Source organism: Devosia yakushimensis (genome assembly GCF_030159855.1).
Lineage (GTDB): Bacteria > Pseudomonadota > Alphaproteobacteria > Rhizobiales > Devosiaceae > Devosia > Devosia yakushimensis.
Window position 1 is genome coordinate 2,606,331 of the sequence record NZ_BSNG01000001.1, and the last position, 21,466, is coordinate 2,627,796.

At 63.1% G+C, this 21,466-nt stretch carries 18 protein-coding genes; 16 read left to right on the forward strand and 2 right to left on the reverse strand.

The window, feature by feature from the left end; genetic code table 11:
- The first annotated feature begins 1 nt into the window (after position 1).
- The 3 genes from QQL79_RS12625 to QQL79_RS12635 are packed head-to-tail and all read left to right on the forward strand — an operon-like array spanning position 2 to position 5,224.
- A complete protein-coding gene (locus tag QQL79_RS12625; RefSeq protein ID WP_284391308.1) occupies positions 2–1,831 on the forward strand; it encodes a hydantoinase B/oxoprolinase family protein in 1,830 nt (609 codons plus the stop codon).
- A 1-nt stretch (position 1,832) separates the two neighbouring features.
- Positions 1,833–3,866 carry a hydantoinase/oxoprolinase family protein gene (locus tag QQL79_RS12630; RefSeq protein WP_284391309.1) on the forward strand — a complete coding sequence of 678 codons (2,034 nt, stop codon included), beginning with the start codon at positions 1,833–1,835 and terminating at the stop codon, positions 3,864–3,866.
- The gene (locus QQL79_RS12635; RefSeq protein ID WP_284391313.1) at positions 3,863–5,224 is read left to right on the forward strand and encodes a M20/M25/M40 family metallo-hydrolase; all 1,362 of its coding nucleotides are present in this window, start codon (positions 3,863–3,865) and stop codon (positions 5,222–5,224) included. The genes QQL79_RS12630 and QQL79_RS12635 overlap by 4 nt, the downstream gene beginning before the upstream one ends.
- 94 nt (positions 5,225–5,318) lie before the next feature.
- Here the strand turns inward: QQL79_RS12635 and QQL79_RS12640 are convergent, their stop codons facing one another.
- Positions 5,319–6,293: an ABC transporter ATP-binding protein gene (locus QQL79_RS12640; RefSeq protein WP_284391315.1), complete on the reverse strand. Its 975-nt coding sequence runs from the start codon at positions 6,291–6,293 to the stop codon at positions 5,319–5,321.
- On the reverse strand, positions 6,283–7,281 hold the full coding sequence (locus QQL79_RS12645) for an ABC transporter ATP-binding protein (protein ID WP_284391317.1): 999 nt from the start codon (positions 7,279–7,281) through the stop codon (positions 6,283–6,285). Before QQL79_RS12645 ends, QQL79_RS12640 begins: the two co-directional genes overlap by 11 nt.
- Positions 7,282–7,401: 120 nt before the next feature.
- Here QQL79_RS12645 and QQL79_RS12650 point away from each other — a divergent pair, with 120 nt between their 5' ends.
- The 13 genes from QQL79_RS12650 to QQL79_RS12710 all read left to right on the forward strand — a co-directional run bounded on the left by QQL79_RS12650 (position 7,402) and on the right by QQL79_RS12710 (position 21,432).
- On the forward strand, positions 7,402–8,988 hold the full coding sequence (locus tag QQL79_RS12650; protein WP_284391319.1) for an ABC transporter substrate-binding protein: 1,587 nt from the start codon (positions 7,402–7,404) through the stop codon (positions 8,986–8,988).
- An 18-nt stretch (positions 8,989–9,006) separates the two neighbouring features.
- Positions 9,007–9,966, forward strand: coding sequence for an ABC transporter permease (locus tag QQL79_RS12655; protein WP_284391322.1), 960 nt, complete (start codon positions 9,007–9,009; stop codon positions 9,964–9,966).
- Positions 9,966–10,868, forward strand: coding sequence for an ABC transporter permease (locus QQL79_RS12660; RefSeq protein ID WP_284391324.1), 903 nt, complete (start codon positions 9,966–9,968; stop codon positions 10,866–10,868). Before QQL79_RS12655 ends, QQL79_RS12660 begins: the two co-directional genes overlap by 1 nt.
- Positions 10,869–10,871: 3 nt before the next feature.
- Complete coding sequence (locus tag QQL79_RS12665) at positions 10,872–12,035, forward strand: M24 family metallopeptidase (RefSeq protein WP_284391326.1); 1,164 nt, start codon at positions 10,872–10,874, stop codon at positions 12,033–12,035.
- 20 nt (positions 12,036–12,055) lie between these two features.
- The gene (locus QQL79_RS12670; RefSeq protein WP_284391328.1) at positions 12,056–12,901 is read left to right on the forward strand and encodes an alpha/beta fold hydrolase; all 846 of its coding nucleotides are present in this window, start codon (positions 12,056–12,058) and stop codon (positions 12,899–12,901) included.
- A 279-nt stretch (positions 12,902–13,180) separates the two neighbouring features.
- Positions 13,181–14,761, forward strand: a complete 1,581-nt coding sequence (locus QQL79_RS12675) for an ABC transporter substrate-binding protein (RefSeq protein ID WP_284391330.1) — start codon at positions 13,181–13,183, stop codon at positions 14,759–14,761.
- Complete coding sequence (locus QQL79_RS12680; protein WP_284391331.1) at positions 14,761–15,795, forward strand: ABC transporter ATP-binding protein; 1,035 nt, start codon at positions 14,761–14,763, stop codon at positions 15,793–15,795. Before QQL79_RS12675 ends, QQL79_RS12680 begins: the two co-directional genes overlap by 1 nt.
- Positions 15,792–16,667, forward strand: coding sequence for an ATP-binding cassette domain-containing protein (locus QQL79_RS12685; protein WP_284391332.1), 876 nt, complete (start codon positions 15,792–15,794; stop codon positions 16,665–16,667). The genes QQL79_RS12680 and QQL79_RS12685 overlap by 4 nt, the downstream gene beginning before the upstream one ends.
- The gene (locus QQL79_RS12690) at positions 16,664–17,386 is read left to right on the forward strand and encodes a glycerophosphodiester phosphodiesterase (protein ID WP_284391334.1); all 723 of its coding nucleotides are present in this window, start codon (positions 16,664–16,666) and stop codon (positions 17,384–17,386) included. The genes QQL79_RS12685 and QQL79_RS12690 overlap by 4 nt, the downstream gene beginning before the upstream one ends.
- A complete protein-coding gene (locus tag QQL79_RS12695) occupies positions 17,383–18,819 on the forward strand; it encodes an alkaline phosphatase family protein (RefSeq protein ID WP_284391336.1) in 1,437 nt (478 codons plus the stop codon). The genes QQL79_RS12690 and QQL79_RS12695 overlap by 4 nt, the downstream gene beginning before the upstream one ends.
- Positions 18,816–19,754: an ABC transporter permease gene (locus QQL79_RS12700; protein ID WP_370461213.1), complete on the forward strand. Its 939-nt coding sequence runs from the start codon at positions 18,816–18,818 to the stop codon at positions 19,752–19,754. The genes QQL79_RS12695 and QQL79_RS12700 overlap by 4 nt, the downstream gene beginning before the upstream one ends.
- Positions 19,751–20,656: an ABC transporter permease gene (locus QQL79_RS12705; protein ID WP_284391340.1), complete on the forward strand. Its 906-nt coding sequence runs from the start codon at positions 19,751–19,753 to the stop codon at positions 20,654–20,656. The genes QQL79_RS12700 and QQL79_RS12705 overlap by 4 nt, the downstream gene beginning before the upstream one ends.
- Positions 20,653–21,432, forward strand: a complete 780-nt coding sequence (locus QQL79_RS12710) for a TIGR01459 family HAD-type hydrolase (RefSeq protein ID WP_284391342.1) — start codon at positions 20,653–20,655, stop codon at positions 21,430–21,432. The genes QQL79_RS12705 and QQL79_RS12710 overlap by 4 nt, the downstream gene beginning before the upstream one ends.
- Positions 21,433–21,466: the final 34 nt, after the last annotated feature.

The following is a 21,466-nucleotide window of genomic DNA, read 5'->3' on the forward strand; positions in this document are numbered from 1 at the left end:
GATGACACCGCTCTCATCCGCCATGCCGGCATTGGCGCCGGACACTGCCCCCATTTGCGATCCGGTGACGCTGGAAATCATCCGCGGGGCGATCATGGCGACCCAGCGCGAAATGGAAGCCCTGATCGAGCGCACCGCCATCTCGGCCTTCATCCGCGAAAAGAAGGATTTTTATACCGCCCTGTTTGATGAGCGTGGCGTGATGGCGGTGGGGTCGATGGTGCCGATCTTTGGCGACCTTACCTCGCCGGTCTTCGAGCATTTCCCGCGCGAGACCATGAAGCCGGGCGATCTCTACTGGTATAATGACTGCTATGGCTCCAAGGGCGCGGTGACGCATTCGAACGATCAGGTGCTGCTGGCGCCGGTGTTCCATGGCGACCGGCTCTGCGCCTTCGTGATGAGCTGGGCGCACTTCGCCGATATCGGTGGCCTGCACCCCGGCTCGATCAGCCCCGATGCCACCTCCATCTATCAGGAAGGCATCATCATCCCGCCGACCAAGCTGGTCGATGCCGGCGTGGTCAACGAAACGGCGCTGGCCATCTTCCACCGCAATTCGCGCTTCCCGGCCCAGAGCGAAGGCGACATGTCGGCGCTGATGGCCTCGGTCAAGCTCGGCGTTACCCGCGTTGCCGAGGTGGTCGCCCGCCACGGCGCCGATACTGTCTCGGACGCGCTCGCCCAATTGCTCGACCGTACCCGCACCCTGGTGCGCCGTCGGCTCGCCGAGACCTTCGACTATGGCACCTACAAGTTTTCCGACCAGATCGACAGCGACGGGCACGGCAATGGCCCGTTCAGCCTGCGCTTTGCCATCACCCGCGAAAAAGGGGCCAACGGCGAAGACCGCTTTATCTTCGACGCGACCGAAAGCGACGATCAGGCGCCCGGCCCGGTCAACCTGATCATGAACAAGGGCGTGCCCGGCATGGCGCTGGGGCTCTATTTCCTCGGCGGCGACCCCTCGCAGGTGGTCAATGCCGGTGGTCCACTGGCCATTGACGAAGTGCGGCTGCGCGAAGGCTCGATCGTGCAGCCGCGCTTCCCGGCGCCGCTCGGCATGCGTGGCCTCACCATGATGCGGATGCTCGCCGTGCTCAATGGCCTGGTCAATCGCGGCAAGGGCGGCGCTCCGGCGGCTCATTCGGCCTATGTCGTCACCATTATGCGCGGCACTTTCGGCAAGGAAACCGGAACGCCAAAGCCGTTCCTGCTGGCCGATGGTATCGGGGTTGGCTACGGCGCCCGCGACTTTGCCGATGGCATCGACGCGGTCTATTTCGTGGCGCAGGAGAACTATCCCGTCGAATTCCTCGAAGGCGGCTATCCGATCCGGCTGCGCCAATATGGTGTCGTGCCGGACAGCGGCGGTCCCGGCCGCTGGCGTGGCGGCACCGGCATTATCCGCGAATATGAAATCCTCGCCGATGAGGCCCTGCTTGCTATCCGCATCGATGGCGTCAAGAACCCGCCCTGGGGCTATGCCGGCGGCATGTCCGGTGGTGGCGGCTCCATTGTCGTCAATCCGGGCACGCCTGAGGAGCGCCAGATTCCGCCGCTCTCGGATGGCACGGCCCTCAAGAAGGGCGATATCCTGCGCATTCGCACCGGTGGCGGTGGTGGCATGGGGCATCCCTATGACCGTCCGGCCGAAAGCGTGCTCGAAGACGTTCGCGGCGGCTTTGTTTCGGCGGAAGCGGCCAAGACCTTCTATGGCGTGGTGATCGCCAACGACCAGCTCGATATCGAAGCCACGGCCGGGCTGCGCGCCGACCGACCGGCCACCAAACCCTTCCACCGCAATACCTATCTCGATGAGCTCGCCTGATATGGCCTTGGACAAAAACCCTACCAATCTCGCCGTTGCCGTGGATATCGGTGGCACTTTTACCGACGTCGCCCTGGTCGATGGCACCGGCCGCTCCTGGCGCGCCAAGACGCCGTCGATTCCCTCCGATCCGTCGGAGGCTTTTCTCAACGGCATTCGCCTGGCGCTGCAGCAGGCCGGCGCTTCGGCGACCGATCTCGATCAGGTGCTGCATGGCACGACCGTTGCCACCAATATGATCCTTGAAGGCAAGGGCGCGCGCACTGCACTCGTCACCACGCGCGGCTTCCGCCATGTGCTGGCCATCGGCCGCCAGGACATTCCGCGCAAGGCCAATCTCTATACCTGGGTCAAGCCGGTGCCGCCGGTTCCGGCCAGCCGCATCGTGGAAGTGGACGAGCGTATTGCTGCCGGCGGCGGCGTGCTCGAAACGCTTGATGAAGCGAGCGTTCGCGCCGCAGCCGCCCAGATTCGCGGCATGGCTGTCGAGGCTGTCGCCATCTGTCTCATCCACGCCTATGCCAATCCGGCGCATGAACGGCGCGTCGCCGAAATCCTGCGCGAAGAATTGCCCGATCTCGCCATCACCGTATCCAGCGACGTGCTGCCGGTGGTGCGCGAATATGAGCGCAGCCTGACGACCGTGCTCAACGCCACCGTCATGCCCGGCGTCACCTCCTATGTCGCCAAGCTCGAACAGCGCCTCGACGAGGAAGGCGCTACTCCGCCGCTGATGCTGATGCAGTCGAACGGCGGCGTTGCCGGTGCGCCCAAAATTCGTGTCGCCCCAGCGCTGACCGCCCTCTCCGGCCCTGCTGCCGGCGTTGTCGGCGCGCGCGCTGCGGCGGCGGCTTGCGGCATTGACGACATTATCACCGTCGATATCGGCGGGACCTCGGCCGATATCTGTCTCATCAAGGGCGGCCAGATCGGCCTTACCCAGCATGGCGCCGTGGGCGAATGGCCGCTGGCCCTGCCCATGGTCGACATGATCACCATTGGGGCCGGCGGCGGTTCGCTCGCCCGCATCAAGGATGGCGGCTTGACGGTCGGCCCCGAAAGCGCCGGCGCCCGTCCGGGTCCGGCCTGCTATGGCAATGGCGGCACTGAGCCGACCGTGACCGACGCCCATGTCGCACTCGGCCAATTGCCGGCGCGCCTGCTTGGGGGCCGCATGGTTCTCGATATCGAAGCGGCCCGCAATGCGGTCATGAGCATTGCGGCCCCGCTCGGCCTCGATATCGAAACTGCCGCCCGCGGCATTCTCGCCATTGTCGACAATCACATGGTTGGCGCCATGCGCGTGGTTTCGGTGGAACGCGGCCACGACCCGCGCAACTTCACGCTCGTGCCCTTTGGCGGCGCGGGCCCGCTGCATGGCTGTGCTTTGGCCGATCTCCTCGGCATTCGCAGCGTGCTGATCACCCCTGCCCCGGGCGTGCTTTGCGCCGACGGCCTGCTCGCGGCCGATCTCAAATCGGAATTTTCGCGCGCCATGGCCATTCCGGGTGCGATGGATCCCGCGACGACCGAGCCGATCATCGCCGAACTCGAAGAGCAGGCGACCGGCTGGCTCGATGAGGAAGGAGTTGCCACCGACATGCGCGTCATCGAACGCGTGGGGCTGATGCGCTATGCCGGGCAAGGCGGCGAAATCGCCGTTGCCTATGTGGATGACAGGGCGCAAGCGGAAGCCAATTTCCAGGCTGCGCACAAGGCGCTTTATGGGTTCAATCTCGGCGCACCGATCGAGCTCGTCACCCTGCGTGTCCATGCAACCGGCCTTGCCGCCGTGCCGCCGGCTGTCGATCTCGCGCCCGGCGAAACGCCGGCGCCGGACGAACACACCGCCGTCAGCATCGACGGCAAGAGCCAGCAGGTTCCGGTGATCGATCGCGCCAAGCTGGGCGCGGGCGCAGGTTTTGCCGGCCCCCTCATTCTCACCCAGCTCGATACCACCACTTTCGTGCCGGCCGGCTGGCAGGGCCGGGTGCACGCCTCGGGCGGCATCTTGTTGACCAAGGAGCAGGCATGACGTCTCCCACGCTGGCGCCGGTCTTCGAGCATATCGAGGCCCGGCACAAGGACTATATCGCCCGCCTCATCGACTATGTGCGCAATCCCTCGATCAGCGCCCACAATATTGGCATCAGGGAAGTGTCAGAACTTCTCGTAAAGATGCTGGGTGAGCTGGGCATGGAAGTGGAGGCGATACCGACCAAGGGCCATCCCTTCGTGCTCGCCCGCTACATGGTTGATCCCAACAAACCCACCGTGTTGCTCTACGGTCATTATGACGTGCAGCCGCCCGATCCGCTGGACTTGTGGGAAAGCCCACCCTTCGAGCCGACCATCCGCAATGGGCGCATCTATGCCCGTGGCGTGGGTGACAACAAGGGGCAGCATTTCGCGCAGATCATGGCCATCGAGGCGCATCTGAAAGTGCATGGCACCCTGCCCTGCAATGTCATTTTCCTCCTCGAAGGCGAGGAGGAAATCGGCTCGCCGCAGATCGCCGATTTCGTGAGGGATCACAAGGATCGGCTGAAGGCCGACGTCGTCGTGACCGCCGATGGGCCCCTGCACGAGTCAGGCCGCGCCACGCTGACCTATGGTGTGCGCGGCATGACCTCGTTCGAGCTACGCGTCCGCACTGCCGCCCGCGATGCTCATTCGGGCAATTATGGCGGGGTGATGCCCAATGCCATATGGACACTGGTGCACCTGCTTTCGACCATGAAGACGCCGGACGGGCGTATCACCATCGAAGGGCTGCACGACCAGATCATTGCGCCCACCGAAGCTGACATTGCCGCCACCAAGGCGCTGCCGCTCGATCTGCCGGCCTATATGACCGAAATGGGCCTCAAGCGCCTCGATGAGCCGGCCGACCGTCCGTTCTGGGACCGGCTGATGTTCCATCCGACCCTGACCATCAATGGGCTGCATGGCGGCTATGGCGGGCCGGGCACCAAATCGGTGCTGCCCTGCGAGGCCGTCGCCAAATGCGACATCCGTCTGGTTGAGGCGATGACGGCCGAGCATGTCTATGCCTGCGTCAGGGCGCATGTCGCCAAGCATGCGCCCGAGGTGGAAGTAATCACCTACGGCTCGATGCTGCCCTCGCGCACGCCGCTCGACGACCCGTGGGGCAAGCTCATTCAGGAAGCCATTGTCGAGGCTCGCAATGAGACGCCGTTGGTCTATCCATCGGCCGGCGGGAGCCTGCCCGACTATGTCTTCACTAAGGTGCTCGGCGTGCCGGCTTTCGTCATGCCCTACGCCAATGCGGACGAGGCCAACCACGCGCCCAACGAGAACATGGAAATCGACCTGTTCCTCAAGGGCATCCGCACCGGCGCGGCACTGCTGGACCGGCTGGGGCGGGCATAATTGTCCTGACCCGGCTCCCGTTACCCTTCTCGTTGGCGGAAGGGTAACGAAAAACGCTGTTTGACGCGCTCGATGCTAACAGTCTGTTAGCAGATCAGGCGCTCTCCAGCACCGGATGATAACAGGCCACACCGCTGATGCCGGCGGCGTCCGCATGCCGCTTCATCTGCGGTTCGTCCTTGCGGCATTCCTCCGTCACCCGCGGGCAGCGCGGGTTAAAACGGCAGCCGGGCGGGGGATTGACCGGGTTGGGGGGCTCGCCCCGCGTCGCCTTGCCCCGCGCCAGCCGTGCCCGCGCCGGATCGGGCTCCAGGGCCGAGCCGCGCAGCGCAACGGTATAGGGATGGTTGGGCGTTACCAGAACCTGATCGGCGCCGCCCTCCTCGACCGCCCGGCCGAGATACATCACCATGACCCGATGCGAGATGGCCCGCACCACAGCAAGGTCGTGGGCGATGAAAATAATGGCAATGCCCAGCCGTTTCTGCAGGTCGATCAATAGGTTAACCACCTGCGCCTGCACCGATACGTCGAGCGCCGAAACCGGCTCGTCGCAGACCAGAACCGAGGGTTCGGCCGCAAGGGCCCGGGCAATCCCGATGCGCTGCCGCTGGCCGCCTGAAAATTCATGTGGAAAACGGCTCGCCGAGGCCGGATCAAGACCGACCGCCCTCAGCAATTCTTCGACACGTGCGGTCCGCGCCGGGCCCTTGGCCAGGCCGTGAACGTCGAGCGGCTCGGCCACGATATCGAGCACGGTGCGGCGCGGATTGAGCGACAGATAGGGATCCTGAAACACCATCTGCACCTGCCGGCGCAGGGTGCGATCACGCCGGATCGGAGCGCCACGGAAAAGGATTTCGCCCTCGTCCGGCGTTTCCAGTCCCACCAGCATGCGCGCCAGCGTGGACTTGCCGCAACCAGATTCCCCCACCACTGCCAACGTCTCGCCCGGCGTGACGGCCAGGCTCACGTCCTTGACCGCATGAAACGGCTTGCCGAACACGGCGCCGCCGGCGCGAAAGGTTTTGGACAGCCCGCGAGCCTCAAGGATCGGTTCAGGCGACATGGGCGGTCTCCACGAGCGGATAGTGACAGGCGCGGCTACGCCCCGGGAGATCGGCGATCAGTTTCGGGCGGACTTTTGTGCACAATTCGCCCAAATGGGTGCAGCGTGGATTGAAGGCGCAACCGGGTGGCGGCGCAATCAGATTGGGGGGTGAACCCTTGATCGGCTCAAGCTTTTCCACCGTCTCGATCCGCGGCGCCGAAGCCATCAGCGCGGCCGTATAGGGATGGGCCGGCGCACGGAAAATATCGTCGACGCTGCCGGTTTCGACGAGGCGCCCGGCATACATCACGGCGACCCGCTCGGCCATGCGCGCCACGACGCCAAGGTCATGGGTGATGAGCAGGATGGCCATGCCCAGCTCATCCCGCAGCTCGTCCAAAAGGTCCAGAATCTGGGCCTGAACGGTCACGTCGAGCGCCGTGGTCGGCTCGTCTGCGATCAGCACTTCGGGCTTGAGAGCGATGGCCGAGGCGATGAGAATGCGCTGCCGCATGCCGCCGGAAAACTGGTGCGGATAGTCATCGATTCGCTTATCGGCCGAGGCGATATGCACCGAGCGCAGCAGCTCGATCGAGCGCTTGCGGGCCTCCCTGCGCGACACGTTGAGATGGGTGCGATAGAGCTCTCCGAGCTGGTCGCCGATGGAGAGCACGGGATTGAGCGCCGAGAGCGCGTCCTGGAAAACCAGGCTGATCACGCGGCCGCGCAGCTTGCGCTTGGCCTCTTCGTCGATGGTCAGCAGGTCATGCCCCGCCAGCTCCATGCGCTTGGCATTGATCGTCGCATTGCCGCGGACGATACCCATGACGGCGCGCGTAGAAACCGATTTTCCCGAGCCGGATTCCCCTACCAGCGCCAGCACTTCGCCGCGCTTGAGATCGAATGAAACATCGCTAACGGCTTTCACGTCGCCACGCATGGTGCGGAAGCTGACATCAAGCCCTGACACCGACAGCACTGGGCGCTCGTCTGCCTGTTTCGTCATCAGTGACACTACCTCGCTCAAGAATTGTACGACAATCCTTGACACGGCTTCGGCCGCATCGCAACACTTGGGTGCCAATTCAACCGCGAGACCATGATGATCCGCAATGTTAGGAATGCTTTGACCCGTCGTTCCGTCCTGATGGGCGGCGTCGTTATGGCCATGGGGATGGCCAGCCTGAGCCCCGCCAGCGCGCAGGATGCCACCAGCCGCATCGTCATCGGCACCACCGCCGACGTCGTCAATTTCAACCCGCTGGTCGGCAATAGCCGCTCCGATACCTGGGTCACGAACCTCATGTATCCGCGCCTGATGCAGATGACGGACAAGGGCTCCAAGGACCCCTATGTCGCCACTGCATGGGGCTATTCCGAGGACGGCCTGACCGCCTGGATGGATATTCGCGGCGACATGACCTGGAACGACGGCACGCCCTTCACGGCCGATGACATCGTCTTCACGGTCACCGCGGTCACCACCGAAAAGATCGGCGTCACGGCAGGTCTCATTCCCTCCTTCGTCAGCGCCAAGGCCGTCTCGCCGACCCGCGTCGAATTCACGCTGAGCCGTCCGGACGGCACGTTCCTAACCAATATCGGCTTCTGGATGCCGATCGTGCCCAAGCACGCCTTCCCCGAAATCGGCCAGGTCGCCGCCTTCGCCAATGACAAGGATTGGGTCAGCGCCGGTCCCTTCGCTCTCACCGAAGTCAATGCCGGCCAGAATTATCTGCTGACCGCCGTGGACAATTACCCGCTGGTTGAAGCGGGCAAGGCCAGCGTCGACGAAGTCGAATTCCGCGTCTTCCCCGATGTGAATGCCCAGGCCCTGGCGCTGCGTGCCGGCGACCTTGATCTCATTGCCAATTCGCTGCCGGCGCCGATCGCCCGCACGCTGCAGGGCCAGCCGGGCATTACCATCGCCCAGGCGCCGTCCCTGGGCTGGTCGCATGTGCTCTACAACATGACCGACGCAGAGCTGTCCAAGCTCGAAGTGCGCCAGGCGCTGTCCCATGCCGTGGACTACGAGGCCATCCGCGCCATCGCCATGCAGGGCCTGGCCAATTCGACCAATTCCTCGGCCATCTCGCCGGTTCTCAGCTATTGGGCCGATCCGGAAGCCAAGGAATATAGCTTCGATCCGGAGCTTTCCCGGCAGATCCTGACCGATGCCGGCTATAGCGACGCCAATGGGGACGGGTTCTTTGACGGCCTCGAATTCTCCCTGCTCTACGAGCAGAGCGCCGCCGATATCGCCAATTGGGCGCAGATCATGAAGGACGGCGCTACCAAGGCCGGCATCAAGATCAATCTGACCGGGCTTGAGCGCAACACCTATCTGGCGCGCGGCCGCGAGAAGGATTTCGACATCTATGCCGGCAACTGGGCGGTGATGGAAGAACCAGCGGCGTATCTGGGCCTGGCCTACCGCACCGGCGGCTTCATCAACTATGCCTCGATCTCCGATCCGGACCTCGAAAAGCTAATCGACGAAGCCCAGGCCGCTACCACCCCTGAAGCTGTGAAGGTGCCGGTGCAGGCCGCTGCCAAGCTGATCCAGGACAAGGTCTACGACAACGTGCTCTACTACCAGACCTTCCAGTTCGCCTATAACAGCGACAAGTGGGACGGTTTCGTGGTGCAGCCCTCCGACCTGCTCTCGCTGGTCAATCCGCTGTCGCTGGCTTCGGTCAAGCCCAAGAACTGACCATAGAGACCTGATAACGTGCATCTCACCGGCTATTTTCTGCAACGACTGGCACGTGGATTGGTGACCTTCTGGTTCGCCGTGACGGTTACCTTCTTCCTCGTCCGGCTCCTGCCGGGTGACCCGGTGCTGGCTGTCGCCGCACCGGGCATGACGGAGGAAATCCGCCAGACCCAGTTGCAGCAGTTCGGCCTGGACCGGCCCCTGCTGGTCCAGTACTTCGCCTATCTGCGCGAGCTAGTTCAAGGCAATCTGGGCGTCTCGTTCCTGCGCAGCCAGCCGGTGAGCCAAGTTCTGATGGAGCGTCTTCCATGGACGCTCCTGCTGACCGGGTCGGCCCTGCTGCTCACGGTGATCCTCGGCGTGCCGCTTGGCGTGCTGGCGGCAACCCGTGCCCGCGGCTGGGTCGACCAGGTGGTCCAGATTGCCGGCGTTGTCGGGCAATCGCTCTTCGTGCCCTCGCTCGGAATTTTGCTGCTTTATACCCTGGGCCTGATGCTGGGCTGGTTCCCCATAGGCGGGGCCGTCAAATCCGGCCTGACGGGTTTTTCCTATTATCTCTCGGTCCTGCACCACCTGATCCTGCCCTGCTTCACGCTGGTTCTGGCGCAGCTCGCCTCCTATGTGCTGACGCTGCGCGCCACGCTCATTGAAGCCTTGGGCGAAGAATATTGCGACCTCGCGCGCGCCAAGGGCACGCGCGAAAACAAGGTGGTCTGGAAGCACGCCCTGCGAAATGCGCTCCTGCCCACCACCACGCTCATTGGCCTGCAGATCGGGTTCCTGGTTGGCGGCGCCGTGCTCACCGAAACCATCTATGCCTATCCCGGCGTCGGCCGCGCAATTTATGAAGCCGTCGGCCAGCTCGATTTCCCCGTGCTGCAGGGCGCCTTCGTGCTGCTGGCGGCCACGGTGGTGATCGCCAATCTTGTCACCGACGTCGCCTACGGGCTGCTCGACCCGCGGGTGCGTGCCTGATGACTATGATCCATTCCCCAACCGAAACTGCACCGGCTACCGCGCCGGCGCTCGCACCCGCCGATCTCAAGCCCGCCCAGCGCACCTGGCGCGCCTTCCGGCGCAATCCGCTGGGCATGGGCCCGGCCGCAGTCATCCTGCTCATGGTGCTCGTCGCGATCCTGGCGCCGCTGCTGGCCGAATTTCCCAGTGGTTACGGCATCGAAATCCTGATGCCGCCTTCGGGCGCCCATCCCTTCGGCACCGATGATCTGGGCCGCGACGTGCTGGCGCAGGTGATCTGGGGCACGCGCATCAGCATGATCATCGGCTTTGCCTCGTCCTTCCTCGCCATCCTTATCGGCGTGGCGCTGGGCATTCTCGCCGCCTATGCCAAAAGGCTCGATGCGCCGATCTCGATGCTGGTCGATGTGTCCCTCGCCCTGCCGGTGTTGCCGCTGATGATCCTCGTTGCGGCGCTGGTCGGCCCTTCGGTCACGACACTCGTCGTCGTCATCGCGCTCTTTTCCTGGCCCGAAGTGACCCGCATCGTCCGCTCGCAGGCGCTGTCGGTGACCCGCCTGCCCTATGTCGATGCGGCCCGCACCATTGGCGGCTCGCATTTCTGGATTATGAGGCGGCACCTGCTGCCCGCCGTGGCGCCGATCATCGTGGTCTCGGTGGTGCTCACCGCCTCGCGCGCGGTGATGTCCGAAGCCGGCCTTTCCTTCCTCGGCCTTGGCGATCCGGAAAGCTGGTCCTGGGGCAAGATCTTGTTCAATGCCCAGCGCTCCGGCGCGCTCACCGTAGCCTGGTGGTGCACGCTCTTCCCTTCGCTGGCCATTCTTCTTCTGGTCGTCTCTTCGACGCTCGTGTCGATCGCCTATAACGACGCCCGCAATCCAAAAACCCGGGAGAACTGAGCCGTGAAGCAACGCCTTTCGCGCGACACCTATGCGCGCATTCAGGATGGGCTGCGCGCCCGCATGGCGGCCCAGGGGTTTGACGGCCTGCTCGTGGACGACCATCACCACGTCGCCTATCTCAGCGGCTTTTTCCACTTCCCCAATGAGCGGCCCGCCGCGATCTGGCTGACGGCCAAGGACTGCATCCTGCTCGTTCCGGCGCTCGAAGCCGACCACGCCGAAAAGCAGAACACCGCCGCCGATTTCGTCGTCTATCCCGAATATCCCGGCATCGAGGACGCCTTCTCGATCCTGCTGTCGAAGCTCAACCCCACCGGCCGCATCGCCTATACACCGGCAACCCCCGCCGGGCGCGTCAAAAAGTTCGAACAATTCGCGCCCAATGCCAGCTGGGTCATGTCCGAAATTGTCGAGGATGCGCGGCTCATCAAGTTTCCTGAAGAGATCATCCTTCACCGGGAAGCCGCCCGCATCTCCGACGCCATGGTTGGCGCGGGTCTGAAGCTTATCCGCGACGCCATGGATGCCGGCGCGCCGCTGCCGAGCGAGGCCGAGCTTGCAAGGCATGTTACAGGCTTTGGCGTCTCCACCATGTATGCCGAACACGAGGACGTCGTGGTCGGCCAGATGCTGGCTGGGGGCCTGGTCTATACCGGCAAGAATGCCGCCCTGCCCCATGGCCTGCCCTCGGCCGAACGCGTCAAGCCCGGCGAAACCTTCATCCTCTCGCTGGGCTGCGCCGTCGGCGGCCGCTTTGCCGAAAGCGAACGCACCTTCGTCATGGGTCAGCCCACGGACGAGCAGCGCCGCTATTTCGAAGTCGCCACCCGCGCCCAGGCCATTGGTACCGATGCGCTGATCGCCGGCCGCCCCTGTTCGGAAGCCAATCGCATCTGTCTCGATGTCATTCGCGAGGCCGGCATGGCGCAATATCTGCGCCACCGCCAGGGCCATGGCATCGGCATCTGGCTGCATGAGCCGCCCTGGATCGCCGATGGCGACGACAGCCCCCTGCAGTCGGGCATGATCGTCTCGTCCGAGCCGGGCCTCTATATTCCCGGCCATGGCGGCTATCGCATTTCGGACACGGTGCTGATCACCGAGGCGGGGCCGGAGCGGCTGACCAGCCATCCGCGCACCATCGACGAATGCATCATCGGGTAATCTAGAGAGAGGAGACTGGAATGGACGTCACCATCAACGGCGCACGCCTGAACATTGAAGTGCTGGGCGGCGAGGATACGAGCAAGCCGGTGATGATCGTTCATCATGGCGCGCCGGGCCTGGGCAGCCATGCCGAACCCAAGGGCTCATTCGGTCCCTTCTCGGACGAATATCGCGTCGTCGTGTTCGACGCCCGCGGCAGCGGCGCCTCGGAGGACAAGGCGCCCTTCACCCACGAACAATGGGCAGCCGATGTCGACGCCATTCGCGAGTGGATCGGCGCCGAAAAGATCATTATGGCCGGCGGGTCCTATGGCGGTTTCATCTCGATGGAATATGCCATCCGCTATCCCGACCGCGTGCTCGCCATGGTGCTGCGCGATACCTCGGCGGATAATGCGCATCGCGAACTCTCGCGTGCCAATGCCCTCGCTTCGCCGCGTATCGAAGTCGATCTCGACCTCTTCAACCGCATCATGGCCGGCACCACCCGCGACAATGAAGACCTCAAGGCTGCCTGGGCGCATATCCTGCCGCTCTACGATCATGACCTCGACATGGACAAGGTGCATGCGCGCGTCGCCAACACGCCCTATCACTATGCGACGCACAATTTCGCCTTCGCGGTGAACCAGGAAAATTACGACCTCAAGCCGCATCTGCCGGGCATCAAGGTTCCCACCCTGATCACGGTAGGCCGCCACGACTGGATCACCCCGGTCGCCGCGTCCGAAACCATCCATCGCCTCATCCCGGGCTCCGAGCTCGTCATCTTCGAAAATTCGGGCCACGCCCCCCAGGTCGAGGAAGCTCCCAAATTCCAGCAGACGGTTCGCGATTTCCTGCAGCGCGCACTGGGAAACTAAAACGAAGCCTCGCCGATCAGCAACGACGCTGCCCGCCGACCGTCACCGTGCGTTCACTGCACGGTGACGGCAGGTTTTGGATTGCACCGATTGGTGCAATCGGTCCTGATGGGACAGGCGCCACTCTCGGCCGGCGCAGGCCCACGATAACCATCTGTGTCCCTAGTCGCGGGACGACCTAGGGCTCCTTTCTTAGTCAAACTGACATGTAGCTGTCGTCCAGCTGTCAGACGCGTGTCTTAGCTAGCCCGCCATTCCAGTTTCAGCGGGGGCCGTTCAATGACTATTTCGTCTTTCCTCAACATGACCCTTTTGGGTGCGACCACTGCGGTTTTGCTCGCAGCGACTTCGCCGCTCGCCATGGCTCAGGACCGTCCCGACCTTGTGGTTGGCGTGGCCGATCTGCCGGCAACGCTTGAACCCGGCAAGGAACTCTCCAATGTTGGCACACGCGTCAACTACAGCGTCTTCGACACGCTGATCCGTCGCGATTTCCTGTCGTCCGAAGGCGGCGGCGGCTCCGTTCTGGTGCCGGGCCTTGCTACCGAATGGAAGCGCGTCGACGAACTCACCCTCGAGGTCAAGTTGCGTGATGACGTCACTTTCCACAATGGCGCGCCCCTCACCGCGGAAGACGTGGTGTTCACATTCTCGCCCGAGCGCTTGAGCGGTGAAAATGCCGTCCTCACCGAAGGTCCGGCCTATTTCTCGGTCCTCGCCGAGGTCAAGGCGATCGACGAGCACACCGTTCAGTTCGTGACCAAGGCGCCCGATCCGCTGCTCGAACATCGCCTGTCGTCCTGGGCCTCCTGGATCGTCAACAAGGCCGACTGGGAAGCCAAGGCGGCCACCGATGGTGGCATTCCCATGTTCCCAGTGGGTACCGGCCCCTTCATGCTGGACGAGTACAAGGCAGACGAATCCATTCGTCTCGTCGCCTTTGACGACTATTTCGGCGGCACGCCAACTGCCGCCACCGTCACCTTCCGCGAAATTCCCGAGCCCTCGACCCGCGTCGCCGGCCTGGTATCGGGCGAGTTCGACATCATCACCAATGTGGCGCCTGACCAGATCCCGCAGATCAATGGCTATGACGACATCGAAACCCGCTCGGTCGTCCTCGCCAATTCCCACGTGCTGGCCTATGGCACTCAGGACCCTGTCATCAAGGATGCGCGCATCCGCCAGGCGATGAACCTCGCGATCGATCGCCAGCTGCTCAACGAAGCACTCTGGGGCGGGCAGGCCGTAGTGCCCAATGGCCATCAATACCCCGAATTCGGCGACATGTATAATCCGGACCACAAGGGTCTCGAATACAATCCCGAACGGGCTAAGGAACTGCTCGCCGAAGCCGGCTATGATGGCGGCCTGATCAAGTACACGACCCAGCCGAACTACTATCTCAACGCGCTGCCGGCCGCGCAGGCCATTGTCGAGATGTGGAAGGCCGTGGGCCTTAATGTCGAGCTCAATGTCGTTGAAAGCCTTTCTGGCCTCGACATGGCAACCCTTCAGGTCCGCACCTGGTCCAATTCCACGCGCTATCCCGACCCGGTCGGCGGGCTGTGGAATCTGTGGGGTCCCTTCGGTGGCCCGCAGCGTGGCGCCGGCAACTGGGCCGGCACGGAAAACCTCGAACGCTTCAACGAACTGGGCCGCATCATCGAAAGTACGGTCGATCTCGAAACCCGGCAGCCGGCAGCGTTCGAAATGCTGGAACTGTGGGAGAAGGACGCCCCGGGCACCATTCTCTACCAACCGCTCGAAACCTATGGCGTATCCAAGGACATCAATTGGCAGCCTTACACCTTCTACTACATGGATTTGCGTCCCTATAACCTCAGCTTCAACAACTGATGGTGACGCTCTCCAACGCCTTGGGAGGCGGCAATACTGCCGCCTCCTTGCCGCTTCCTGCTGCAAAAGCAGCGCCGATCCTCGAAGTCTCGCACGTCAGCGTTCATGCGGGGCGCCATGCGCTCGTGGAAGATGTCAGCCTGTCGGTAAAGCCGGGGGAGACGCTGTGCCTGGTGGGGGAAAGTGGCTGCGGCAAGAGCCTTACCTGCATGTCCATGCTGGGCCTGCTCGAGGACAATCTCTCCATCCGCGGCTCGATCAGACTGTTCGGCACCGAGACAACCGGCGCGCCTGAAAATGTACTCAACGGCCTGCGCGGCCGCGACGTCGCGATGATTTTCCAAAATCCCATGGTCTCGCTCAATCCGGTGCAGCGCGTTGGCGCCCAGATCGCGGAGGCCATTGTCGAGCATACCGACATGCGCGGCAACGCCGTCGACAGGCGCGTGGTCGAACTGCTCGACCAGGTGGGTATTCCCAATATCGCACGCAACAAGGAGTATTACCCGCACCAGCTTTCCGGCGGCATGTGCCAACGCGTCATGATCGCGATGGCCCTGGCCTGCAAGCCGCGCCTGCTCATCGCCGACGAGCCGACCACTGCGCTTGACGTCACCATTCAGGCGCAAATCCTGCGCCTGTTGCGCGACCTGCAGGTCGAACTGGGTCTCGGCATTGTGCTGGTCACGCATGACCTCGGGGTCGTTGCCGAAATCGCCGATACCGTCGCGGTCATGTATGCCGGCCGGATTGTCGAGGCAGCGCCGGTCGATGACCTCTTCGAGGACCCACGTCATCCCTACACTCGCGCCCTGATGGCCAGTCGCATCGGCTTTGGTCGCCAGCCGGGCACGCCGCTTGACGCCATTGGCGGCACCGTGCCGGCGCCATCGGCACGGCCGGTCGGCTGCAATTTTGCGCCGCGTTGCCCTATGGCGAGCGACAAATGCGCCACCGACCCACAACTGGTCCATTATGGCCAGCGCGCCGTGGCCTGCCATTTCTCCGGCCTCCACAATGCGGTTCCGGCATGAGCGAGGCCCCTAAAGGCATCGTCGCCACCAATCTCGTCCGGGCCTATTCCTCGGGCCGCCGCCTCTGCGGCAAGGCGGATGCATTCCGTGCCGTCGATGGCGTCAGCCTGACCATTGCCCCGGGCGAGACACTCGGCATTGTCGGGGAAAGCGGCAGCGGCAAGTCCACGCTCGGTCGCATGATCGCAGGCATCGAGACGCCCACAAGCGGCGCGGTGACCTTCTGGGATGAACACTATGCCGGGGTCGGCACACCCCAGTGGCGCCGCCAGCGCCGCCATGTGCAAGTCGTGTTCCAAAACCCAGCGGCCGTGGTTGATCCGCGTTGGTCCATCCATGCTCAGGTACGCGAGGCCCTGACCACCCACGAACAGCTTGCGCCCTCAGAAGCCGACGATCGCACCCAGGCCATGCTGGCCATGGTGGGGTTAGGCACGATGGGCAAACGCTTGCCGCACCAGCTTTCAGGCGGTCAGTTGCAACGCGCCGTCATCGCGCGCGCACTCGTGCTCAATCCGCGTCTGGTCGTGTGCGATGAAGCGGTGAGCGCGCTCGATGTCTCGGTGCAGGCCCAGATCATCAACATGCTGCTGGAACTGCGCGAGAAGCTCAATCTCTCGCTGATGTTCATCTCGCACGACCTCTCGGTCGTCCGGCATATCAGCCATCGTGTGGGCGTAATGCATGCCGGGAAACTGCTCGAAATTGGCGACAGCACAACGCTTTTCGACAATCCCCGGCACGACTATACCCGCCGTCTCCTCGCCGCCATTCCGGCCGACAGTCCGCGCCAGCGTCGCCAGCGCGACATGAAGGCCTTTGGCGGCCGCGGCGCCGCCGCAGCTCAACCCGAACACCCGGTCCAGTCATGAAGATCATCGCTCATCGCGGCGACAGCGCCAGCTTCCCCGAAAACACACCCGAAGGCTGGTCGGCCGCCTACACCAATGGTGCCTTTGCCATCGAGGCCGATGTGCGGCTGTCGCGGGACGGCTTCTGCATCTGCGCTCATGATCCCGATCTGAAGCGCCTGTTCGGTCGTCCCGAGCGCCCCGAGGATCTGATGCTAAACGAACTGCTCGACCTCCGGAACGAAGCGGGCAATCGCATCGTCATGCTGGCGAAAGTGCTCCAGCATGCCGAAGCCAATCAGCATGTGCTGCTCGACATAAAGGATGAGACGCCACCCGCGCTGGAAGCCATCTGGGAAGCCATCGTCGAGACCGTTCCGGCCTCCCAGCGTCCTCTTGTGATCGCCGGCTGCCATACGCTCGATGCTGTCCACTTCTTCGCGGCAAAAGGGCAAGTTGGCATATTGGGCTTCATTCCCGCGCCCGACGAGGCCGAGGCATTTTTCGGTGCCGGCTCCGGCATCATCCGTCTCTGGGAACGCGATGTCACCTCCGACCGCGTTGCCATGCTCCATGCTCTGGGCGCCGAGGTCTGGGTCACCGCGGGCGGCCGCGGCACGACCTATGGAGGCGGCGACACCTCGCGGCAAAATCTTGAAGCATTTGTGAAATCCGGCGTGAATGGCGTCCTCGTCAATGACGTGGCCATGACCAGGATCGCCCTGGAGAACCTGCTATGACCACCGGCTCGACCCTTCTTCTGACCTTTGACGGGCTGCGCCGTGACCGCGTCAGCGCCGAGCTTATGCCCAACCTCTTCCGTTTCATGGCCGAGGGCTGCAATTTTCTCAATTCGCGCTCGATCTTTCCGAGCGAGACGCGGGTGGCCGTGACCTCCACCATGACCGGTTCCCCACCCGGCGCCCATGGCGTCGTCGCCAATCAGTTCATCCATGCCGTTCGCCCGAACGAGCTCTTCCGCACTTCGGAATGGGAAGACCTGGAACTGGCCGCCCAAGCCGGCCAATTGCTCGATTGTCAGACCATGGGCGAGCGCATGGCCAGGGCTGGCCGCACCATGGCCGTGGTCAGCACCGCCACCAGAGGCGCCTCGCGCATGATGAATTCCAGCGCCCATGTTCTTGGTCAGCCGGTCTTTTCCGTTCATGGAATGCCGGTCTCGACGCCGGATGTGCATGAGGCGGTGGTGGCGCAGCTTGGCGAGATTCCGCCGGCGGATGCGCCCAATAGTGCTCGCGTCACCTATGCGACAACGGCACTGATGGATGTGATCTATCCCCGCCACAAGCCGGATTTCTGCATTTTCTGGATGAACGAGCCTGATACCAGCTCGCACAAGTTCGGCGTGCTCGGCGTAGAAACCGAGTTGGCCCAGCGCATGGCGGACGAGAATTTCGGCCGAATCATGGCCTGGTGGCATGCTGGCAATGGTCCGGAAAATATCGTCGTCATGTCCGATCATGGCCAGATCACCGGCCATGCCCAGCTTGAAACGCTTGACATCATTCCGGCCGAATTCGGCCGTGCCTCGATCGGCTCATTCAGCGGCATCTACCTCGATGACGCCTCCAACGCCCGCAAGGCCGAGGTCGTCGACTGGCTGGTGCAGCAGGATTTCTGTGGTCTTGTCTTTGCCTCGGATGCTGAAGGCGAGGCCATTCCTGGCGCCTTACCTTGGTCATCGGTGCGCAATGACCATGCCCGTGGTGCCGATGTCGGCTTCACCCTGAGCGCCACCAATTGCAACGACACCTGGGGCCCCGATGTCGATGGCTGCATCTTTGCAGCCTGGATCACCCCTGGCGGCGGCATGCATGGCGGGCTCAATCGTGGCGAGCTCTCAACCGTCCTTGCCGCGCAGGGCCCCGCCTATCGTAGGGCATTCCAGTCGGACGTGCCCTGCTGGTTGCCCGACATTATCCCAACCGTCCTGACCACGATGGGCCTCACGACCGAGGGCAGTGAAGGCCGCCCCCTGGTCGAGGCGCTTGTCGGCGACGATCCCCGCTTCGGCAGAATGCCGGCCGTCGAAACCCGCACGCTCAGCGCCGAACGGCACGGGCATGAGCAGTATCTGCGCCAATGGGTCATCGAAGGCAAAACCATCGTCGATTACGGCTGGACCGAAGGTACCGGAGCCTGGGGCAAGTGAACCCGCAATTCGTCCTCACAAAGCTCTTTCGCGGTGCGATGACGCTGCTCCTGGCAGTGACCTTCGTCTTCATCGTTCTGAGGGCCTCTGGCGATCCGGCGCAAATGATGCTTTCGGATGAAGCCTCGCCCGAAGCCCTTGCCGCCTTCCGCAGACGCTGGGGGCTCGATGGTTCCTATCTCGAGCAATATGTCACCTATCTCTCGGCCATTATTCAGGGCGATTTCGGCGATAGTTTTCGCGATGGGCGGCCTGCTCTGCAGGTGGTGATGGAGCGCGTTCCAGTGACGCTGCAGCTTGGCATTGCCGCCCTCCTGATCACCCTGCTGATCGGCATTCCCGTCGGCATAATGGCCGCACTCCATCGCGGCCAATGGGCCGACCATGCCGCCATGTCCTTCACAATTTTCGGCCAGAGCGTGCCGAACTTCTTTCTCGGCATCATCCTTATTCTCGTCTTCTCCATGACGCTGCGCTGGCTGCCAAGCTCCGGCACCGGCAGCTTCTGGCACCTGATCATGCCGGCTCTGACCCTGGCTACCGCAACAGCGGCAACCGTCGCCCGCTTCACCCGCTCTTCGATGCTCGACGTCTTGCACCAGCAGTTCATGCGCACGGCAAAGGCCAAGGGTATTCCACATGATCGACGCGTGTTGCGTCACGCCCTGCCCAATGCCGCCATCCCGATTGTCACCGTCGTCGGCATGCGCATTGGCGGCCTGATCGGCGGCGCTGTCACCATCGAAACAGTCTTTGCCTGGCCGGGCGTCGGCATGCTGTTCGTCAATTCGGTCAATCAACGCGATCTCGCTGTTGTCCAGGCTGTGGTGCTGCTGATTGCCCTCACCATGGTCGTGGTCAATCTGATCGTCGATCTCACCTATGGCTGGCTCGACCCGCGCATCGAGGTGCACAACAAGAAAGCCACGGCATGAGCAGCGTCGATCTTCCCGCGCACGAACCGGCGCTGCGCCGCCATAGCTGGCTGACCCGCATCTGGAAATCGCGTCCGCCCCTGGTCATCGGCCTTTGCCTCACTTGGCTTGCCGTGGTCGTCATAGCGGCGCTTTTTGCCGAGTATCTGGCCCCATTTGGTTTCGCCGAGCAGAGCCTGCTCAAGCGTCTCAAGCCACCGTCTTTGGCGGGTGGTCCGGTCGAAAACCTGTTCGGTACAGACGATCTGGGCCGCGATGTCTTCAGCCGCGTCATCTATGCCATGCGCACCAGTATTCTGATCGCCATCATGGCGACGGTGATCGGGGCGACCATCGGGACGGCGCTCGGCATTATTGCCGCCCATTTTCGCGGCTGGGTCGATGACATCATCATGATGATGGTGGACTTTCAGGCCTCGGTGCCCTTTTTGATCGTCGCCCTCGCCGTGCTGGCCTTCTTCGGCAATAATTTCGTACTGCTGATCGTTCTGATCGGCCTTTTCGGCTGGGATGGCTATGCCCGCATCGCCCGCGGACTGGTGCTCTCAACCAATGGCCAGGGCTATGCCTTCGCCATAACGACGCTGGGCGTGCACCCGGCCAAGGTCTATATCCGCCATGTCCTGCCCAATATGCTGGGCGTCATCATGGTGCAGATTACCCTCAACTTCCCCGAAATCATCCTGCTCGAAACCTCGCTCTCCTTCCTCGGGCTCGGTGTCCAGCCGCCTGGAACCAGCCTTGGGCTGATGCTGGGCGAGGGCCGGAACTACTTGACCATCGCCTGGTGGATGGGCATTCCGGCAGGCGTAGTGATTTTCCTCACCACGCTTGCCATCAGCCTGGTCGGCGATTGGCTGCGCGACATGCTCGATCCCAATCTCGGAGCCAAGGGCGAATGACTATCACGACACACCGCCTTGCTTCGATCGACGAGATCGGTTTTTCGGCAGTGCTCTCCGACCTCGATGGCGTAGTCTATCGCGGCGAGGAGGCGGTGCCAGGCGCTGTCGACCGGTTCAATCGCTGGCAGGCCTCGGGCATTCCCTATTGCTTTGTCACCAATAATGCCGAGAAGAGCGCGCCCGCCTTTGCCGAAAAGATCCGGCGGTTGGGCATTGCCTGCGCCGATGATCAGGTGGTGACATCGGGCGATGTGACGCTGGATTTCGCGCGAGACAAGTATGAGCCGGGCAGCGGCCTCTATGTCATTGGGACGGATGCATTCAAGATGCGGGTAAGCGAATGTGGCTTCACCCTGGTCGAAAAGGACGCTGCCGCCGTTCTCGTCGCTCTGGACCGCAGTTTTGACTATGCGATGATGAAGGCCGCCCTGCGCAATATTCTCGACGGCGCCGACCTGATCGGCACCAATCCCGACCTGATCCGCCCGGTCGCGGATGGCTACGAGCCGGGTGCTGGCGCCCTGACCCAATCCATCGCCGCCGCCTCGGGCGCCCACCCCATTTTCATGGGTAAGCCGAACCCGGCCATCATCCGCGCCGCCCTCTCTCGAATGGATGTCCGCGCGGCCGACGTCATCATGATCGGCGACAAACTCGATACCGACATCCTGGCCGGCCAGCGCGCCGGCGTGACATCGATTTTCATAGAAACGGGCGTTCCGCGGGACACGCAAAGTATCGTGACACCGGAATTTATTCTGGCCAGCCTCTGATCTGCGACAGACAGACGGTCCGTCTGCAGACGCC